General features: G+C 40.0%; 21 protein-coding genes. 6 read left to right on the top strand and 15 right to left on the bottom strand.

Annotated features, from left to right (window positions below; all coding sequences use genetic code 11):
- Positions 1-52: 52 nt before the first annotated feature.
- On the bottom strand, positions 53-331 hold the full coding sequence (locus CFS60_RS00720; RefSeq protein ID WP_088808688.1) for a YlaN family protein: 279 nt from the start codon (positions 329-331) through the stop codon (positions 53-55).
- 160 nt (positions 332-491) lie between these two features.
- On the opposite strand from CFS60_RS00720, the gene CFS60_RS00715 reads away from it, so the two are divergent.
- Entirely contained in the window at positions 492-725 is a 234-nt protein-coding gene (locus tag CFS60_RS00715; protein ID WP_088808687.1) for a YlaI family protein, read from the top strand.
- A 54-nt stretch (positions 726-779) separates the two neighbouring features.
- Here CFS60_RS00715 and CFS60_RS00710 read toward each other — a convergent pair whose 3' ends face one another.
- The 4 genes from CFS60_RS00710 to CFS60_RS00695 form a co-directional block, all read right to left on the bottom strand.
- The gene (locus CFS60_RS00710) at positions 780-1,637 is read right to left on the bottom strand and encodes a DUF5068 domain-containing protein (RefSeq protein ID WP_088808686.1); all 858 of its coding nucleotides are present in this window, start codon (positions 1,635-1,637) and stop codon (positions 780-782) included.
- A 103-nt stretch (positions 1,638-1,740) separates the two neighbouring features.
- On the bottom strand, positions 1,741-2,340 hold the full coding sequence (locus tag CFS60_RS00705; protein ID WP_255377277.1) for a GNAT family N-acetyltransferase: 600 nt from the start codon (positions 2,338-2,340) through the stop codon (positions 1,741-1,743).
- A 93-nt stretch (positions 2,341-2,433) separates the two neighbouring features.
- Positions 2,434-4,272, bottom strand: coding sequence for a translational GTPase TypA (gene typA, locus CFS60_RS00700; protein WP_088838689.1), 1,839 nt, complete (start codon positions 4,270-4,272; stop codon positions 2,434-2,436).
- Between the two features lie 285 nt (positions 4,273-4,557).
- Positions 4,558-5,325, bottom strand: a complete 768-nt coding sequence (locus tag CFS60_RS00695) for an inositol monophosphatase family protein (RefSeq protein WP_369823172.1) — start codon at positions 5,323-5,325, stop codon at positions 4,558-4,560.
- A gap of 122 nt (positions 5,326-5,447) precedes the next feature.
- Between CFS60_RS00695 and CFS60_RS00690 the strand changes: the two genes are divergently transcribed.
- Both CFS60_RS00690 and CFS60_RS00685 read left to right on the top strand, forming a co-directional pair.
- Entirely contained in the window at positions 5,448-6,059 is a 612-nt protein-coding gene (locus CFS60_RS00690) for a YktB family protein (RefSeq protein ID WP_088808683.1), read from the top strand.
- A gap of 205 nt (positions 6,060-6,264) precedes the next feature.
- The gene (locus tag CFS60_RS00685) at positions 6,265-7,209 is read left to right on the top strand and encodes a magnesium transporter CorA family protein (protein ID WP_088808682.1); all 945 of its coding nucleotides are present in this window, start codon (positions 6,265-6,267) and stop codon (positions 7,207-7,209) included.
- 119 nt (positions 7,210-7,328) lie between these two features.
- Here CFS60_RS00685 and CFS60_RS00680 read toward each other — a convergent pair whose 3' ends face one another.
- From CFS60_RS00680 to pdhA, 10 genes are all read right to left on the bottom strand, one after another.
- Positions 7,329-8,831: an SPFH domain-containing protein gene (locus CFS60_RS00680; RefSeq protein ID WP_369821506.1), complete on the bottom strand. Its 1,503-nt coding sequence runs from the start codon at positions 8,829-8,831 to the stop codon at positions 7,329-7,331.
- Positions 8,832-8,891: 60 nt separating this feature from the next.
- Positions 8,892-9,434, bottom strand: coding sequence for an NfeD family protein (locus CFS60_RS00675; RefSeq protein ID WP_088808680.1), 543 nt, complete (start codon positions 9,432-9,434; stop codon positions 8,892-8,894).
- Positions 9,435-9,567: 133 nt separating this feature from the next.
- Positions 9,568-10,104, bottom strand: a complete 537-nt coding sequence (locus CFS60_RS00670) for a DsbA family protein (RefSeq protein WP_088808679.1) — start codon at positions 10,102-10,104, stop codon at positions 9,568-9,570.
- A 15-nt stretch (positions 10,105-10,119) separates the two neighbouring features.
- Positions 10,120-10,392 (bottom strand): UPF0223 family protein, encoded by a 273-nt coding sequence (locus CFS60_RS00665; protein WP_088808678.1) that lies wholly within the window; start codon positions 10,390-10,392, stop codon positions 10,120-10,122.
- Positions 10,393-10,553: 161 nt separating this feature from the next.
- Complete coding sequence (locus CFS60_RS00660; protein ID WP_088808677.1) at positions 10,554-10,844, bottom strand: hypothetical protein; 291 nt, start codon at positions 10,842-10,844, stop codon at positions 10,554-10,556.
- Between the two features lie 47 nt (positions 10,845-10,891).
- Positions 10,892-11,212, bottom strand: coding sequence for a hypothetical protein (locus CFS60_RS00655; protein WP_088808676.1), 321 nt, complete (start codon positions 11,210-11,212; stop codon positions 10,892-10,894).
- A 111-nt stretch (positions 11,213-11,323) separates the two neighbouring features.
- Positions 11,324-12,727, bottom strand: a complete 1,404-nt coding sequence (gene lpdA / locus CFS60_RS00650; RefSeq protein ID WP_088808675.1) for a dihydrolipoyl dehydrogenase — start codon at positions 12,725-12,727, stop codon at positions 11,324-11,326.
- A gap of 4 nt (positions 12,728-12,731) precedes the next feature.
- The gene (locus CFS60_RS00645) at positions 12,732-14,372 is read right to left on the bottom strand and encodes a dihydrolipoyllysine-residue acetyltransferase (protein WP_088838687.1); all 1,641 of its coding nucleotides are present in this window, start codon (positions 14,370-14,372) and stop codon (positions 12,732-12,734) included.
- Positions 14,373-14,445: 73 nt separating this feature from the next.
- Positions 14,446-15,423, bottom strand: a complete 978-nt coding sequence (locus CFS60_RS00640) for an alpha-ketoacid dehydrogenase subunit beta (protein ID WP_088808673.1) — start codon at positions 15,421-15,423, stop codon at positions 14,446-14,448.
- A gap of 2 nt (positions 15,424-15,425) precedes the next feature.
- Positions 15,426-16,541 (bottom strand): pyruvate dehydrogenase (acetyl-transferring) E1 component subunit alpha, encoded by a 1,116-nt coding sequence (gene pdhA / locus CFS60_RS00635; protein ID WP_088808672.1) that lies wholly within the window; start codon positions 16,539-16,541, stop codon positions 15,426-15,428.
- A 765-nt stretch (positions 16,542-17,306) separates the two neighbouring features.
- Between pdhA and def the strand changes: the two genes are divergently transcribed.
- The 3 genes from def to CFS60_RS00620 are packed head-to-tail and all read left to right on the top strand — an operon-like array spanning position 17,307 to position 19,408.
- Entirely contained in the window at positions 17,307-17,858 is a 552-nt protein-coding gene (gene def / locus CFS60_RS00630; protein WP_088808671.1) for a peptide deformylase, read from the top strand.
- Between the two features lie 48 nt (positions 17,859-17,906).
- Positions 17,907-18,905: a ThiF family adenylyltransferase gene (locus CFS60_RS00625; protein WP_088838686.1), complete on the top strand. Its 999-nt coding sequence runs from the start codon at positions 17,907-17,909 to the stop codon at positions 18,903-18,905.
- 14 nt (positions 18,906-18,919) lie between these two features.
- On the top strand, positions 18,920-19,408 hold the full coding sequence (locus CFS60_RS00620) for a molybdenum cofactor biosynthesis protein B (protein WP_088808669.1): 489 nt from the start codon (positions 18,920-18,922) through the stop codon (positions 19,406-19,408).
- Positions 19,409-19,420: the final 12 nt, after the last annotated feature.

Below are 19,420 nucleotides of genomic sequence, written 5' to 3'. Positions count from 1 at the left end.
AGGTGTAAACGAAAAAAAGCGTCTACAGAATTTGTAGACCCTTTTTAAAATCTCACTGTTTGTTCATTGACAATTCATGTAATGTCGACAATTCTTTTTCTAATGTTGCTAGAAGACGTTTGCCTTCTTCCATATCAATTAAGCCAAGTCTAGTTGCAAAATTAATTTCACGGGATAAACCGTACATTTGTGTATCTAGTACTTCTTCGTACGCTGGACACTGTGGCAAAGTTAAATTATCCATCTGAACTTTAATCAGTTGCAAAATTCGACGCGAATCTTCTTTTAGTAACTCAACAGCCTGATCTCGGTGGCTTGTATTTTCAGTCATCACAGCGACCTCCCTCTCTATGCGTTCTCTAGACGCTTCAATCTATTAATAAATTAAGTATAGCACAAAATCGGTGGACTGCAAACGGTTTATGTTAAAAATCGCGCTTCTCTTCTTTTTCTTTAAAACATGCTATAATGGATTCACGAGGTGATTTTTCATGAAAGCAACTTGCATTTTATGCGACCGGATAGACGATTTAGACAAACGTGAATTTAAAACGAAGCAACTGCGCAATAAACCAATTCGTATGTATATTTGCCCAGATTGCGATCATCGCGTTGCTATTCAAACGATGGCGCGAATCAATTCCGGGAAATTTCATTTTAATAAGCCGTTCAATAAACCGCTTAGTCAATTAAAGCGCGAAATTTTAGAGCGGGAATCTAAATAAAAACTGCGTGTAGCGCTTAGCTTAACCTGCTAAGTGGAACTACACGCAGTCTTTTTAATTTAAAGTTAATGTTGCAACTGCCGCTTCACTTTTCGGCAAGCTAGCATCAAACTGTCCTGGACTAGGAACTGCAACGCTTGGGCTCGCTTTAAAGTCCGCATATTTGGCATCGTCCATCATGTACGTAATGAAGCCTTCTGCTGTTTTCCCTGGGCTAAACACATAAGGATCAGCTGCACTTCCTGCTAAATGGTACTTATTCGGAATGAAATTATCTAGGCTACCGCCAGTACTTTTACTTTTTCCAACTAAATTAATTTGCTCGGCTTTATAAGTAATATCTTTCGTTGTTTTGTTAAAAATTGATACGTCTAATGTGACGACATACCCGCCGTGTTTCATGTAACTTTCAGGTGAGTAAACATCAATTTCCTTCGTCGGATTTTGAACGCGCTCTACTTTATATTGATTAATACGAATAACAAGCGAATTAAAATCTTTTATAAAAGATGGACTGTAATTTCCAGAAACAGTAGTCACTTGACCGCCTGTAATCGGCAATACGTTTGATACGCTAAATGCTGATTTATCAATTTGCGGTGCTGCAATCGTTTGTTTCGCTGCATCATTTGAATTCTCCGATGCATCTTTGTTCTGACTTTGATCCTGATTTTCATCAGCTGCTGGTTTGTCTGCTTCCGAGTTATCTTTACCATCATCAGAAGTTGTATTTGTATCCGCATCTTCTTTTTCCGCCTCAGATGTTGCCTCTTTTTTTGCAGTTTCCTTCTTCTGTACTTTTTCTTGCTTTTCAGATGTTTTTTCTTTATCAGAATTTGTTGCATCTGTTCCACAAGCCGCGCCTAAAATCGCGATGCTCAAAATGATTAAGCTTAGTAACCACTTTTTCATACTAAACACACTCCTTTCTCCTTATACTATAGCAAAAAACTGGAAATATTACAATCATATTACAATAAAAAGACCGCCAAAAAAATGGACTGGTCTTTTTCTGTTAAGCAGTTTCTTCAGTTCGCTTCATATAAAGTAAATAATTTACGCCACTATGCTTCTTATGTTTCATTTCAACGCGCATAAATTCTTTGAAACCAAGTTTTTGATAGAGCCTAACAGCATGGCTATTCGTATCCGCCACTTCAAGCGCGTAAGAGGTGAATCTGGCTGTTTCAAGGAGCGACTGAATAAGCGTGCTTGCTACTCCCATGTGCCGGTAATTTTCCGAAGTAGCTACGAATTCAATGTAGCCGAGTCCAACTTCTGACGGGAACGGATATTGCTTCTCTTCAAATTCATATTTTAAAACTCTAAAAGCAATGCTTCCGCGAATAAAACCGAGGTGTTTGCGTAACTCCTTTTTATCCAAAATAAGTGTTGGCTTTGAACCATCGTTTAGCGCGGTCATTCCGGCAATTTCCTGATCGATTATGGCCAGATGAAAGACGTCTAATTGGAATGCATGACTAAAAGCTTTCGCGAGCTTTTTCTTATCTTTCGAGAAAAATTTCAGCCACTGATAAAAGCCGTCCACAAAAATACGGCTCATTTCCATGCGTGGGTCCTTACGACACTCTGTAGCAGTAATTACTTGAATCAATGTGTCCACCTACTTTCCTACTTCCATCTTAGCAAATGATTACTTGGAATACAAAAAAACTGCTACTTGATTAAGTAGCAGTTCCATCATTCATTATTCAGCGCTTTTCGCGCGTTTTTGAGCTTTTTCACGTTCATTTTTATTGAGAATTTTCTTACGCAAGCGTACACTTTCTGGTGTTACTTCACAGTACTCATCATCATTTAAAAATTCAAGTGATTCTTCTAAAGACATTTGACGTGGTTTTTTAATAACGTTCGTTTGGTCTTTCGTTGCGGAACGAATATTCGTCATTTGTTTAGCTTTTGTGACGTTAACCGCGATATCATTTTCACGACTATTTTCACCAACAATCATGCCTTCATAAATTTCCGTACCTGGCTCAACAAAAATGGTTCCGCGGTCTTCCACTTGCATAATACCATATGTTGTTGATTTTCCTGTTTCCATTGATACTAAAGCGCCATTACGACGTCCGCCGACACGACCCGTTTGCATTGGTTCATACGCTAAGAACGTATGGTTGATGATACCATAACCACGCGTCATAGAAAGGAAGTCAGTTGTATAACCAATTAAGCCACGTGCAGGCACTTTAAATTGTAAGCGCACTTGACCGTTTCCATCGTTGACCATATTTTGCATTTCACCTTTACGCTGGCTGATTGATTCAATGACAGCGCCCATGAATTCTTCAGGTGTATCAATTTGAACATCTTCGACTGGTTCACATTTTACGCCTTCCACTTCACGAATGATAACTTCTGGTTTGGATACTTGTAGTTCGTAGCCTTCACGACGCATCGTTTCAATTAAAATCGACAAGTGAAGCTCACCACGACCTGAAACTGTCCACGCATCTGGCGAACTTGTTGGTTCTACGCGAAGTGAAACGTCCGTTTGAAGCTCGGCCATTAACCGCTCTTCAATTTTACGACTCGTCACATGCTTTCCTTCACGACCCGCAAAAGGACTATTATTTGTTACGAAAGTCATTTGAAGCGTAGGCTCATCGATACGTAATACAGGGAGCGCATCTTGTTGATCGAACGGTGTCACTGTTTCTCCAACGAAAATATCTTCCATTCCAGAAAGAGCCACTAAGTCGCCTGCTTTTGCTTCTTTAATTTCTTCACGTTTTAAGCCGAAGAAACCGAACATTTTTGTTACGCGGAACTGTTTCACAGAACCGTCAAGTTTCATAAGTGCTACCGTCTGGCCGACATGCATTGTTCCGCGGAAAATACGACCAATCCCAATACGACCAACATAATCGTTATAGTCCAAAAGGGAAACTTGGAATTGAAGCGGCTCATCGCTATTATCCACTGGCGCTGGAATATGATCCACAATAGTATCTAAAAGTGGCGCCATTGTTTTCTCTTGTTTTTCTGGGTCAGAATCTTCGCTTGAAGTCCCGTTAATTGCGGATGCATAAATGACAGGGAATTCTAGTTGATCATCGTTTGCACCTAATTCAATAAACAGTTCTAAAACTTCATCGACAACTTCTTCGGGGCGCGCAAAACCGCGGTCAATTTTATTTACAACAACGATTGGTGTTAAGTTTTGCTCAAGCGCTTTTTTTAGTACGAAACGCGTTTGTGGCATTGTACCCTCGTAAGCGTCGACAACTAAAAGTACACCGTCAACCATTTTCATAATCCGTTCCACTTCACCACCGAAATCGGCGTGTCCTGGTGTATCCATAATGTTAACGCGGATACCTTTATAATTAATAGCTGTATTTTTTGCTAAAATCGTAATACCACGCTCACGTTCAATATCATTTGAGTCCATCGCACGTTCATCAACATGCTCATTTTCACGGAACGTTCCGGATTGTTTCAAAAGCTCATCCACGAGCGTTGTTTTACCGTGGTCAACGTGGGCAATAATCGCAATATTACGAATGTCTTCTCTTAATTTCACTGGTTTGTTTCCTCCTAAAATCGGGTTTCAATTTGCTTTTTTAGAACGAAATGTGTATGAATCTCATCTAACTTCCAAATAAAAAGAAAAAGGAAAATAATTTATTTTCCTCGGAAGCAGTAAAATTAAACTTACGAAGTACTAAACGCACGACGCGCAACCAGATGAGTCATCCGTGAAATCGACCATTTATGCCTAATCCGAACATTTCGTATAAATCAACTTTCCTATTATAGCACAACTTCTTTCACTTGACACCCATTTGTTTTCAGAAAACGAAATTTTTTATGATAAATAACTGTCCAAAAGTGTCTTATGAACGTTTGGTAAAGCCACAAGTGACGAGCCTTGTTCAAGCATGTTGATGGGGCTTCCGTCTAGGCGGGTTACGATGCAGCCCAATTCTTCGGCAATCATTTTACCTGCCGCAATATCCCACGGGGCCAAGTTTGCCGACATATAAGCGCCGACTTTTCCTGTTGCAACATACATATATTCCAGTGAGGCAGCGCCGTAAAGCCGCAAGCCGCGTGACGCTTTAACAGCATCCCAAAGCCGTTCATTGGTCTGAATCGCACTTAAATTCGCCACTAGCAAATGATCAGCGAGCGTGTCGTCTGCGTTTACTGGTGTTAATTTTTTGCCATTTAAATAGGCACCGCAACCTTTTTCGCACGTGTAAATGTCCCCTTTTTCAACTTCATAAATGGCGCCATATACGCCCACGCCATCGATGTAAAGCGCCACTGAAATTGTAAAGTTTTTTTGCTGCATGACAAAATTAAGCGTGCCATCAATTGGATCGACAATCCAAACGGGGCCTTCGAGCGAATCGATTTCGGCCGCCATTCCTTCTTCGCCGAAAATACGATGGTCTGGAAACTGTTCTAAAACGCGCTTCACAAATAAAGTTTCGACTTGCTTGTCGATATTCGTGACTAAATCATTACGATTTGATTTTGTTTCAATTTCTAATTTTTCCTCAAAAGAAGCCATGATTTCGGCCCCTGCTTCTTCAAAAAAAGCGCTAACAAATTGTTTTTCTTTATCCAGATGGCTCATCTTAACAGCTCCTTAATTATAATGTTTTATTTTAGCATAAAATTCTTCTGATTGTATATGCCTCGCTACTTTCGTATAATAGTCATAACAACTATTTTTGGAGGGTATATAGCATGACAAACGGTTTTACAAAGAAGGAATTTAAGGCGATGAGAACGCCTGGACTCGCGAATCGAATGGAAGCGATTCAGACGGACATTCAGCCGAAATTTAAGGCGCTTGGTGAGGAACTTACGGGATTTTTAAGTGATGCCCTTAATACGGAGATGCATTTACATATCGCACGGCACGCTAGGCGGTCGGTGAACCCGCCTGATAGTACTTGGCTTGCCATTTGCGCGGATAAGCGTGGCTACAAGAAACACCCACACTTTCAAGTCGGCCTTTACGGCGATTATGTGTTTATTTGGCTCGCTTTCATTTATGAAAACGAGGACCGGGATCAAATTGCCAGTCGCTTTTTGGCGCACCAGGCCATGTTTGAAGCGTTGCCAGATGGCTTCTCCCTCTCGAAAGATCATACCGTCAGCACCACTTTTGCTTTAAACAAAAAAGAACTTAAAAGCGCTTTAGAACGTTTTCGCGATGTGAAAAAAGGCGAGTTTTTAGTTGGGAAGATTTATTCGGAAAATTCGGCTGTGCTGCGCTCCGAGAAAGCGTTCATCGAGGAAGCGGAAGACGTTTTGCGCGCGCTCATACCACTTTACAAACTTGCGCTAAAATAAACATGTACAAATAGGCCTAAACTCGATATAATAGTGAAGTTGTGAGTATTTTGGAAAGGAAGTGAATTGTCATGAAGAAACAAAATCGAAAGCCTAGTGAGCCTGATCCACATCGAAGTATACAGGCGCGAGTCAATTTTGCGGAGGACAATTCCTTCACTAGTTGCAAAACGCCTGCTCTAGTTAAAAAAGAGGAGGGTTCCAAATGCACCAAATTTTTAAATCCGATGAAGATGGCAAATTAATTGAGCTTGAAGAAGTGGAACGCAATGCATGGATTAACATTGTTGCGCCTACATCAGAAGAAATCAATCAAGTTGCCGAAAACTACAATATTCCATTAGAATTTCTCGAAGATCCACTCGATAAAGATGAAAGTGCGCGGATTGAACGCGATGACGACACGGAAGCCGTTTTAATCATTTGTGACTTTCCAGTTGTGGATGAAGACGATATTCATTACGCCTCGTTTGAAACTATTCCAATGGGGATTATTTTAACAAAAGACTATTTTATTACGATTTGCACGATTGATTCGTCGATTATTCAATCCTTTATAAAACGGCGTATCAAAGGCTTTTATACGCATATGAAAACGCGCTTTGCCTTACAAATTCTCTATATGATTTCCACGCAATTTTTGCGCCATCTAAAACGCCTTAATCGTCAAACCGATGAAATCGAAAAAGAATTGCATGAATCCATGAAAAACAAGCAGCTCTATGATTTGATGGGGATAGAAAAAAGTTTAGTTTACTTTGTCACTGCCCTCAAATCCAACAAACTTGTGCTAGATAAAATGATGCGCCAACACATTGTAAAAATGTATGAGGAAGATCAGGATTTACTAGAAGACGTCATCATTGAAAACCGCCAAGGAATTGAAATGGCGGAAGTTCATTCCAATATTTTAAGTGGTATGATGGATGCGTATGCTTCGATTATTTCGAACAATATGAACATCGTCATGAAATTTTTGACATCTTTCACGATTATTTTAACGATTCCAACGATGGTATTCAGTTTTTATGGGATGAATGTAAAATTGCCGTTTATGGATATGTCACTCGCCTGGATCGTCACGCTAGGTATTTCATTTAGCATCGCCGGAATACTTGCACTTGTTTTTTGGCGAAGAAAGTTTTTTTAAAGCATAAAAAAGCATAAATCCTGTAAAATCCATTTTTCAAAATGGTAATCTTACTGGACTTATGCTTTTTTTATTGACTATCTTTTGGAATAAAAGCTGACGATGCTTACCCCACCTTTTTATTCCTTATCTGACTGAATCGTTTTAGTTAGTTCATCCACACTATTTTTCACATTACCCTTACCAGAAAAGTTCTCCAGCAATTCGCGAATGTCAAGGCCTGTAGTGGCTTTTAGGCTTTCTTGTGCGGTCGTCATCAAATTCGTTGCATACGCACTTACCTTATTTGCACCACTGTTTGTACCATCACTTCCAGTATCAACAACAGTAATCGTATCAATATTGCTCATTGGAGCTGCTACTTGTTTCGCATATTCAGGCAGCATATTGACAATCATATCGAGCATCGCTGCTTGGCCATACAATTCGTAAGCTTCCGCCACTTTTCGTTTTGCCTCTGCTTCTGCTAAACCACGTAATTTGATAACTTCGGCTGCCGCTGTCCCTTGTGCTTGCTCCGCCTCGGCTTTTGCAATCCCTTGAACGCGAACTTGTTCCGCTTCTGCTTTCGCTTTTGTTTCAATACGATATTGGTTCGCTTCTGCTTCTGCATATTCTTGGCTCTTTCTAGCCGCCGCTTGTTGCTCAACAGCATAACGATCCGCATCCGCTTTTTTCTTCACTTCCGCATCATATTGACGTTCACGGCGTTGAATTTCACGTTCTTCTAATTCAATTTGTTTTTGACGCTCAATAATTTGAATTTGCATTTGTTGCTCAACAACTTCTTGTTTCGCACGTGCGCTTTCTAAATCATAAGCTTGGTCGGCATTCGCCTTTGCTGTTTCTTGTTCCCGGCGATATTCAGCAACTTTTAATTGGTTTTGCTTTTCAGCTTCAGCAATTTCTGTTTTACGCTCTAGTTCAGAACGAGTCGCTTCTTTTTCTGCTTCCGCTCGTTTCATACGCGTTTCTTTACTCGCTTCTGCTTCCGCCACATCTGCATCACGCTTCACTTGCGCAATACGCGGCTTACCTAGCGCATCTAAGTAGCCATTGTTATCTCGCACTTCTTTAAGCGTAAAGGAAACAATAATGAATCCCATTTTAGCTAAATCTTGAGCCGCAACTCCTTGCACTTCTTGAGAAAACTTATCGCGATTTTTATAAATCTCTTCCACCGTCATGGACCCTAAAATCGCACGAAGGTGCCCTTCAACCACTTCAATCGCTTCTGCTTCTCGCTCTTCACTTGTTTTTCCCAAAAATTGTTCAGCGGCTGTGGCAATTTCGGAAATAGATCCACCGATTTTAATAATTGCCGTACCATCCGCCATAACAGGAACCCCTTGTTCCGTATAAATCTCAGGCGTTCTAACATCTAATTTACTCGAAAGTAAACTAATTGGACGCGATTGCTGGAAAACTGGCATTACGAATGTACCGCCACCACGAACAATTTTGACTTTTTTTCCGCCTTCATCAACAAAGACATTTTTACGACCTAAGTAGCTTCCCGAAACGATTAATGCTTCATCTGGTCCGACAGTTTTGTATTTGGTTACAAACACAATTAAAAACAAAATTAAAACAACAACTGCAACGATTAAAACTAATGTAATTCCTCCGGTTAAAATATTCAAACTTTACAGCCTCCCTTTTGTGTAGTAACTAATTTGTCCTTATCCTAAGAAAGAGGTATAGGGCGAAACTAAAATGTAAGCATCTTCTGCATCAATAATAAGCACTGTTTCTCCAAGCGAAATAGGTTCATTATCACTTGATTTCGCCGCCTTTGCTACTTTACCTGCATTCATTTCAATCAAGACCTCACCGAAACCATCGCTCGGAATAGAAGTAATGACGACACCTGTTTTTCCTTCTAAATCCTTTGTTTCATAAGCAATTGAATCACTTGTCCTAGAAAGTGGCAAAAGTATTCCAAAATAGAGGATTGACGAAAAAATCAATCCGATAATAATCGAACCAATTAAAACATTTATACTTGATAAAGACGTATATTTCTCACCTAAAAAGCCGGCTAATGAAAACGCACCTAAAAAGTATAAAATAATCGATCCTGGAATAGGTAATAAATCTAAGGCAAAGCTGACAATACTAACTGAGAAGATTAACGCCGATATTAGATCGATTACAATCAGTATACCTACCACAATCAATATGTAATAATATACATTCTCTATTGGCATTCCAAATACCATCATGTTGTTCCCTCCAATTACTTCTTTGTGAACAAATAGTCATACTTCCATTTTAACAGAAAGTCGGCACCACATCAATTGTTCCTAGGAAGCCAAAAAAAGAAGTGAGTACACTTCTCACTTCCATTAAAACATGTTATTTTTTAGCAAATTCAGCGTTTAAAAGTTCTTCCAGCTCTTCGGGTGTAATGTGTTCATCAAAAATATGTTCGCCGACAATGACAGTAGGAACAAAAACAACATTCGCGCGGTTCGCTTCCTCGATAATAGCCGCCGTCGCCTCTTCGTTATTTTGCTCTTTTAACTGCAATTTATCTTCCATATAAGAAGCTACTTCGTGAAGCGGCAAATTGCCCCACTCATCTTGCGTCGCATAAATTTTATCAATCACTTCCCACGTTTCAAACGGCGTATCGTAATTTAAATAGCGATGCGCCACGTTGCCCGGCTGAAGTTTTTCTTTTTCCTTATCAAATGGTTTAATAATTAACTCAATCTTTCCATCTCGAACGAAACGATCCAACACTTTTCTTGAATCAGTATGCCATTTACGGCAATATGGACAACGCAAATTCACAAATGACATCACTTTAACTTTCGCATTTTGTGACTGTGCAATATGAATTCCTTCTGTTGTTTTCACTTCAGCAGCCTTAATTTGACTAATATCCACTTTTATTCCCCCTAGTTATGGTTTCATTTTAATCGTACTCGTCGTAGCATTTTTCAGCATTTGCATCACCTGATAAGGCGAATAACCACTAACGTCTTCAAACTCACGCCCAAGACGCTTCTCCTCACCAATCGACGGCACGACCGTCTTAAACGCCCGGTACGTTTCTTTCAATTCCGCCGCACTGACGCCTTTCTCATAAGCCTTCTCAATCGACTCAAAATAATGGATGACGACCGCAATTTCCTCTTTCGTCCAGTCCATATCAATCGGATAACTATAATTCATTTCTTGTCACCCCTTCTTTTGGACAAATTCCCAAGTTCCACATTTCCAAGACAACATAAAATGCTCAGTTTCGGAACTAACAGCCTATTAAATTCATTTTATCATGCAACTTCCAAAGTTTAAAATGAATTGTTTACAAAAAAAAGATGCTAGCAGCACCTTTAATAACCTTGTTCTCTTTTCCGTTTTAGTAACATTGTCATCACAACAAAATAAGCCGGTAAAATGTAACTTACAATAATTAAAATGATAATTTCCAGCGTCGATTTTTGAATGTAGCCATTCGTTAATTTAATAAAACCAGTAATCGGTGTTTCTAAAATTTTAAAAACCGCCTGAAATCCCCCTGCATCATGCATATGTTGAATAAAGCCAATAACGAAAGCCACAATGGCTAGCAGAAAACAAATTCCCGCTATAACATAAGATATCCAAAACAAACTTTTTTTCATCACTTCACCTTACTCTCGTTTATTTCCCAGAATAAAAACATCAACGCCTAATAACTATGCGATTCCACATGTTTTTCTCTGTAACTGATTCTCGCGAAGTGCATGCCAACAAAAAAGAATGCGGGAAGAACAAAATTCAAAATAAACACGACTACATAGCGCACAAGAACGCTTGCAATTGGAATGGTGACAACAGGATTTGTAAACGGTGTCGCAATGATACGCAAAACAGCTTTATAGCCATCGGTATCATGCATATGATGAATAAAACCAATCCCAAATTGTATAAATGTATCCACTGTACAAAGCCCTGCAACAATCATAAGTAAAATAAAAACGGAATGCGGAATATGCCAATGCTTTTTCATTTTCACACCTGAATTCTAAGTTATTTTCGTGAAATATTCCTCTTTTTTACGCCATGTAAATTTTAACATATAAAATACGCTGTTTACAATTGTAAACAGCGTATTTTTTTATTAAATGTGAATAGGGCGTCCTAAAGCAAGTTCAGCCGCTTCCATTGTAAGCTCTCCAAGTGAAGGATGGGCATGGATTGTAAGGGCAATATCTTCTGCGGTTACACCCGTTTCAATTGCAAGACCGATTTCAGAAATAATATCTGAAGCGTTCATTCCTGCAACTTGAGCGCCAAGTACAAGGCCATCTTCTTTACGTGTCACTAAACGTACAAAACCTTCTGGTGCATCAAGTGAAAGAGCACGGCCGTTTCCGCCGAATGGGAATTTCGATGCTTTCACATCAATTCCTTTTTCTTTCGCTTCTTTTTCTGTCATACCTACAGTTGCAAGTTCAGGGTCACTAAACACAACAGCTGGAAGCACAGTATAATCATTTTCAGATTTTTCCCCAGCAATAGCTTCAGCAGCAATTTTTGCTTCGTAGCTTGCTTTATGGGCTAAAGGAACACCTGGAACGATGTCGCCGATTGCGAATACGTTCGGTACATTTGTACGTCCTTGTTTATCGACTTCGATTAATCCACGTTCAGAAACTTTTACGCCTAATTGTTCCAAGCCGATGTCATCTGTATTTGGACGACGCCCAACTGTTACAAGTACATAATCCGCTTCGATTGTGTTTGTTTCGCCATTTGCTTCATAAGTCACTTTCACGCCATTTTCAGTTTCTTCTGCTGACTTAGCGAGTGCTTTCGTTACGATTTCAACGTTTTTGCTCTTCAAGCTACGTTTAACAAGCGATACCATATCTTTTTCATATGTTGGTAAAATTTCAGGTCCGCCTTCAAGAATCGTAAGTTCAGTGCCTAGGTTAGCAAATGCTCCGCCAAGTTCAGTACCAATATAGCCACCGCCGATAACAACGAGTTTTTTCGGTACTTCTTGTAAAGCGAGTGCTCCTGTTGAACTTAACACACGTTTGCCATATTTGAAACCTGGGATTTCGATAGGACGTGAGCCAGTCGCAATGATAACATTGTTGAACGTATAAGTTTGAGCAGAATCTGGGTGAATGACACGAAGTGAATGTTCATCTACGAAGAATGCTTCCCCTTCTAACATTTCAACTTTATTCTTTTTAAGAAGTCCACGAACGCCTGTCGTTAATTTGTTAACAACGCTGCCTTTCCATTCTTGTGCTTTCGCAAAATCGAGATTAACATCTTTCGTTGTAATCCCCATATTATCAGAATGACTTGCTTCTTTAAAACGGTGACCAACTGTGATTAAAGCTTTGGAAGGAATACAACCGACGTTTAAACATACACCGCCGAAATATTCTTTTTCAATAATCGTTACTTTTTGTCCAAGTTGCGCTGCACGAATTGCGGCAACATATCCACCGGGGCCTGCACCGATAACTATCGTATCTCTTTCTTCTGGAAAATCTCCTACAACCATTATTTTACGCCTCCATTAGTAATAATTCTGGATCATTTAATAAACGTTTAATATTGTTCATTGCTTTTTGAGCTGTTGCGCCGTCAATTACACGGTGGTCAAAGCTTAATGATAAAGCAAGAACTGGAGCAGCTACAATTTCGCCGTCTTTTACGACTGCTTTTTCAGCAATACGACCTACACCTAAAATAGCAACCTCAGGATAGTTGATTACTGGTGTGAACCATTGTCCACCGGCAGAACCGATATTTGAAATTGTTGCAGAACCGTGGCGCATTTCGTCAGCTGTTAGTTTACCATCGCGTGCTTTTCCAGCTAGCTCATTAATTTCATTTGAAATGGAGAAGATGGATTTTGTATCTGCATTTTTAATGACTGGCACATATAAACCGTGATCTGTATCAGCCGCAATGCCGACATTATAGTAATGTTTATAAATAAGTTCTTCAGTTGCATCATCCATCGTTGTATTAAGCACTGGGAACTCTTTTAATGTAGCAACTAACGCTTTCACCATATAAGGGAGGAATGTCAGTTTGATACCTTTTTCAGCCGCAACTTCTTTGAAACGTTTTCTGTGCGCCATAAGAGCAGAAACTTCAATTTCGTCCATTAATGTAACGTGTGGTGCTGTGTGTTTCGAGTTCACCATTGCTTTTGCAATCGCGCGACGAGTTGGTGTAAGTTTTTCGCGTGTTTCTGGATAAGCATCGCCAGCAGCTGGAACTGGTTTTGGTGCTGCTTTCGTCGCTTGCGCTTCTTTTTGCGGTGCTGCCGCTTCTGCAGCTGCCGCTTCTGCAGCTGCCGCTTCTGCAGCTGGCGCTTCTGGTGCATCGCCACTTAAGTAAGCTTCGATATCTTGTTTTAAGATGCGGTTATTTTTGCCGCTTCCTGCAACAAGGCGAATGTCAACGCCTTTTTCACGAGCAAATTTACGAACAGATGGCATCGCAATAACAAGACCATTTGGATCTTTTTCAGCAGATGGTGTTCCGTTGCCGCCACTTACAGGAGCCGCCGCAGGTTTTTCTTCTACTTTAGCTGTTTCAGCTGGCGCTTCTGGTGTAGAGGAATGATCCGCTGTACCTTCAAAGTCACCAGTAAATGTGATCAACACTTGACCTACTGTTGCAACTGTACCTTCACCAACTAAAATGTCTTTAACCGTACCATCAACTGGCGATGTAATTTCTTCGACTGATTTATCATTTTGTACTTCAAAAATTGCTTGATCTTCTTCTACTTTGTCACCGGATTTAACAAACCATTTGACGATTTCGCCTTCATGGATTCCTTCACCAATGTCAGGTAATTTAAATTCAAAAACGCCTGCTGCTCCGCTAGAAGGTTTTGCCGCTGGTGCTGTTACTTCTTCCTTCACTTCTTCAGCTGCGTCTTCATGACCTTCAACGCCATCAAAAGTAATTAAAACTTGACCTACAGTGGCTACTTCGCCTTCAGCTACTTTAATTTCTTTTACTGTACCTGAAACGGGGGAAGTAATTTCCTCCACAGATTTATCGTTTTGTACTTCGAATAGAGATTCGTCTTCTTCAATTTTATCGCCTGGTTTTACGAACCATTTGACGATTTCACCTTCGTGGATACCTTCACCGATATCCGGTAATTTAAATGAATATGCCATTGTCTATTAAGCCTCCTGTTTTTATTCAAACTTTATATAGAATGTTACGCCATCACGTAACGTACGCTTTTAATTAGAAAGCTAAAACTTCTTTAACACGTTCAACTACATCGTTATGGTTAGGTAACCAAACTGTTTCCGCTTGTGAGAATGGGAAAACGCTGTCTGGTGCAGTAACACGCATAACTGGCGCTTCAAGTGAAAGAATTGCACGGTCATTAATTTCAGCGATAACGTTTGCCGCTACGCCACCTTGTTTTTGTGCTTCTTGAACCATAACAACACGGTTTGTTTTCTTCACAGAGGCAACAATTGTGTCGGTATCGATTGGGCTGATTGTACGCAAATCAATTACCTCAGCAGACACGCCTTCTTTTTCCAAAGCTTCTGCTGCTTTTAAAGATTCTTGAACCATTGCACCGTAAGCGATGATTGTTACATCTGTACCTTCGCGGCGAACTGCTGCTTTGCCGATTTCAACGGTATATTCGCCTTCTGGAACTTCTTCACGGAACGAACGATATAATTTCATATGTTCTAGGAAAATAACTGGGTCATTGTCGCGAATCGCAGAAATAAGCAATCCTTTTGCGTCATATGGTGTGGACGGAATAACGACTTTAAGCCCTGGGGATTGTGCCATTAAACCTTCTAAATTATCGGCATGAAGTTCAGGTGTGTGAACCCCGCCGCCAAATGGTGCGCGAATTGTAATCGGTGCAGTACGTGTACCACCTGTACGGTAACGCATACGTGCCATTTGTGCAACTACAGAGTCCATAACTTCAAATACGAAACCGAAGAATTGAATTTCAGGCACTGGGCGGTAACCTTCAAGTGCTAGACCAATTGAGAGACCGCCGATACCGGATTCCGCAAGTGGTGTATCAAATACACGGTCTTCGCCAAATTCAGCTTGTAGACCTTCTGTTGCACGGAAAACTCCGCCGTTTTTACCAACGTCTTCACCGAATACTAAGACGTTTTCATCATTTTTAAGTTCAACTGCAAGCGCATCTGTAATCGCTTGAATCATTGTTTTTTGCGCCATGATTATTTCGACTCCTTCGCTTCATAAATTGCCAATTGTTCTTTAACGTTGGCTGTTGGTGTTTCATACATATTTTTAAGAAGATCAGATACTTTTTGTTTAGGAATTGCGTCTGCTTCTTTAATTGCTTCTTTGATTTCTTCTTTCGCACGATCGATAACTTCATTTTCTTTTTCTTCGTTCCAAAGGCCTTTGCCTTCTAAGAAAGTACGGAAACGAACGATTGGATCTTTTAGTTCCCATTCTCCGTCAAGTTCTTTTGTACGGTAACGAGTTGGGTCATCCCCTGAAAGTGTATGTGGACCATAACGGTAAGTCATCGTTTCGATAAGTGTTGGGCCATCGCCTGCAACTGCACGTTCACGAGCAAATTTCGTTACGGCATAAACTGCAAGTGGATCCATTCCGTCTACTTGAACACCTGCAATACCAGCTGCAACAGCTTTTTGCGCAAGCGTTGGTGCTGCGGATTGTTTTTCACGAGGAGTCGAAATGGCAAACATGTTATTTTGTACAACGAAAATAGCAGGAGCATGGAACGCACCAGCGAAGTTTAATCCTTCATAGAAGTCACCTTGAGATGAACCACCGTCACCTGTATACGTGATAACAACATTATCTTTTTTACGTTTTTTAAGTCCTAATGCAACACCCGCTGCTTGCACGATTTGTGCGCCGATAATGATTTGCGGGGACAACACTTTTAAGTCTTCTGGGAATTGGTTCCCTACAAAATGTCCACGTGAGAAAAGGAATGCTTTTGTAAGCGGTAAACCGTGCCAAATAAGTTGTGGCACATCACGGTAACCTGGTAACACGTAGTCTGATTTTTCAAGGGCATAATGACTTGCAAGTTGAGATGCTTCTTGACCTGCTGTAGGTGCATAGAAACCTAAACGACCTTGACGGTTTAACGAAATGGAGCGTTGATCAAGCACACGAGTCCAAACCATACGCGTCATAAGTTCAACCAATTGTTCATCTGTTAAATCAGGCATTAAATCCGGATTTACAATTTCACCTTTTTCATTTAAAATTTGAACCATTTCAAATTGTTTCGCAACTGCATCAAATTGTTGCGTTACATTAATTACTGCCTTCTTTTCTTTAGAAGCCATTACGTATCTCTTCCTTTCGTTTAACAAAATAGTGGAGAAAATGAATGCGCCATCATTCAGACTCTCTGAAAGCTTCATTTCCTGAAAACCTGATTATGTATTAATAAAAATGTGAGCATTAATAATAGAAGAAATCATTCTAAATGTATGTAAAACTTGTTTGGTTGCACTTTAGAATATTTCTTCTAAACATGTTCACTGGTCTAGTTGCTGCTTTACTTTTCCCCAGACACACACAGCAAAACATCTGTATATTTCTGAGTTTGTGAATTTTCGAATGTTTTTTCACAAAAAGACCTTACCAATTTTTTAATCAGCTCATTTTCTTTACGAAATCTGTTCTAATCAAAAACGGAATCTTTATTAATACACCAATCTTCCCTTTTAATTTACACTACTAACCAAAGGAAGTCAATATAATGAACTTCGGAATTTCTATCGCTTTCATTAGCTTAACATCAGTCATTATTCGTTTATTCACACTGTACTAAAAAATACCTTCCATTTTAAATTCTGTTATATAATATAATAAAACAGTTATTACCACACCAGTAAGACACTTTTTCATCCGCCTATTAGTTAGTTTGTGAATTCACAAACTATAAAAATTTTTCTTCTGGATTAAAAACGAATAATCACTCAGATATTAATCAATTCGTTCGCTTTTATCTCTCAATATAATTTAGTTTTCTCAATCCATTCCAATTTTAAAACATATTTGATAGAATAAAGAGTAGTTAATGAATGAACAGGAGCGTCGATGAGATGATTTTAATGAAAGATATTGTTCGTGAAGGTCACCCGGCTTTACGCGAAGTTGCAAAAGAAGTAACTTTCCCTCTTTCTGATGAAGAAAAACAATTAGGACAAGAGATGTTAACTTTTTTAAAAAATAGTCAAGATGAAGAAATAGCAGAAAAATATGGACTACGTGGTGGTGTTGGTCTTGCTGCCCCGCAACTTGCTGTTAATAAACGAATTATTGCTATCCATATTGAAGATGAAAATGATAAACTGTATAGCTATGTTTTATATAACCCAAAAATTAAAAGCTATTCCGTTCAAGAAGCATGCCTTGCAGGCGGTGAAGGCTGTCTATCTGTTGACCGCGAAGTGCCGGGCTATGTCGTTCGCAGCGAGCGCATTACGCTTACTGCTTTTGATGAAAACGGAACACCTATTAAGCTTCGCCTAAAAAATTATCCTGCGATTGTGGTGCAACATGAAATTGATCATTTAAACGGCATTATGTTTTTTGACCACATTAATAAAAATAATCCATCTTACCTTCCGCCAGATGTGGACGTGTTAGGTTAAGATAAAAAAAGATGCCTATTTTGCGCATCTTTTTTAGGAGGTTTTGCTATGGAGAGATACGATAGACAGATTCGGGTTAAGGAAATCGGAGCTTTTGGGCAAAAAAAAATTAGGGAGACGACTGTCCTTATTGTGGGAGTGGGTGCAATTGGGACTTATGCGGCTGAAATGATTGTCCGTATGGGTTTTAAGCGGCTTGTTTTAATCGATCGCGATTTTGTTGAACTGTCGAATTTGCAACGTCAGACGCTTTTTACGGAAGCTGATGCGGAAGCAAGACTTCCTAAAGCGTACGCTGCAGCCTTAGCTTTAAAACAAATGAATCGTGATGTTGTGGTGGATTTTGTTGTGGACGACGCCAATGCGGAGTCGCTTGCCCCTTTTACGGACGTGAATTTTGTGCTTGATTGTACGGACAATTTTTTGACGCGGCGCTTTTTAAATGATTGGTGCCGGGAACACGAGATTCCGTGGATTTATACATCTTGTGCGGGGACTTACGCTGGGCTGATGCCGATTGATTCAAAAGCTTCTGCTTGTTTAACTTGCCTGATTGGGGAAATGCCGCAAACCAATGAAGCAAGTTGCGATATTATTGGGGTGCACGGTGCACTTATCCCCATTGTAGCAGGGGCGCAAGTTTCGCTGTTAATTAAAATGATGCTTGATGAAAATTTTACATATAATACGTTTTATCAAATTGATAACTGGCAATTATCATTACAAAAAATTGCTGTTTTGAAGTTGCGGACTTGTCCATCTTGCGGGGAAAAAAAGCAAGAGCAGAGAGCATTTTCTTCGCAGCCTATTGTGCTTTGTGGGCGTGATACGGTGCAATTTCAACTGGTGGAAAGTCGGCAGGTTGATTTTGACGGGATTATGAAACGGCTTGTGCGGGAACAATTGGACGTGCACCGCAATGATTTTCTGCTTTATTTTGATTTTGAAGGCTACCAACTCACGGTTTTTAAAAACGGGCGCGTTTTAGTTCATGGAACTGACGAATTAAATACGGCGCGGAAAATTTATCACCACTTTTTCAATTAAAAGGAGGCATTTCAATGCATGCAGGCAATTCATTTGTGGCGACTGTAGCCATTTTGACGATTAGCGATACGCGGACTTTTGAAACGGATTCTAGCGGAGCTTATATTGAAGAGAGTTTAGCGGCATCGCCTCACCGCGTTTTAAAGCGCGTAATTGTGCCAGATGACGCGGTGCAAATTAAGCAGGCAATGGAAGCTCTAAAACAAGAGGACATACACTGTATTATTTCGACTGGTGGTACGGGACTTGCGAAACGCGATGTAACATTCGAAACGCTTGTTTCGGAAATCATACAAGAAATCCCCGGCTTTGGTGAGCTTTTCAGACAAATTAGTTTTGCTGAGATTGGCACAAGAGCCATGGCAACCCGTGCGTTTAGCGGATTCCTAGATAACGATATTTTATTTTTTGCGTTACCGGGTTCAAAAAACGCCTGCGAAACGGGTATGAAACACTTAATTTTGCCGGAGATGGGGCATCTTTTGGCAGAACGACATAAATAAAAATGCAAAAAG

It is taken from the genome of Listeria sp. ILCC792 (assembly GCF_900186135.1).
Classification (GTDB): Bacteria; Bacillota; Bacilli; order Lactobacillales; family Listeriaceae; genus Listeria; species Listeria goaensis.
Note: the sequence above shows the minus strand (reverse complement) of the source record. Positions and strands in the feature narration are given on the sequence as shown.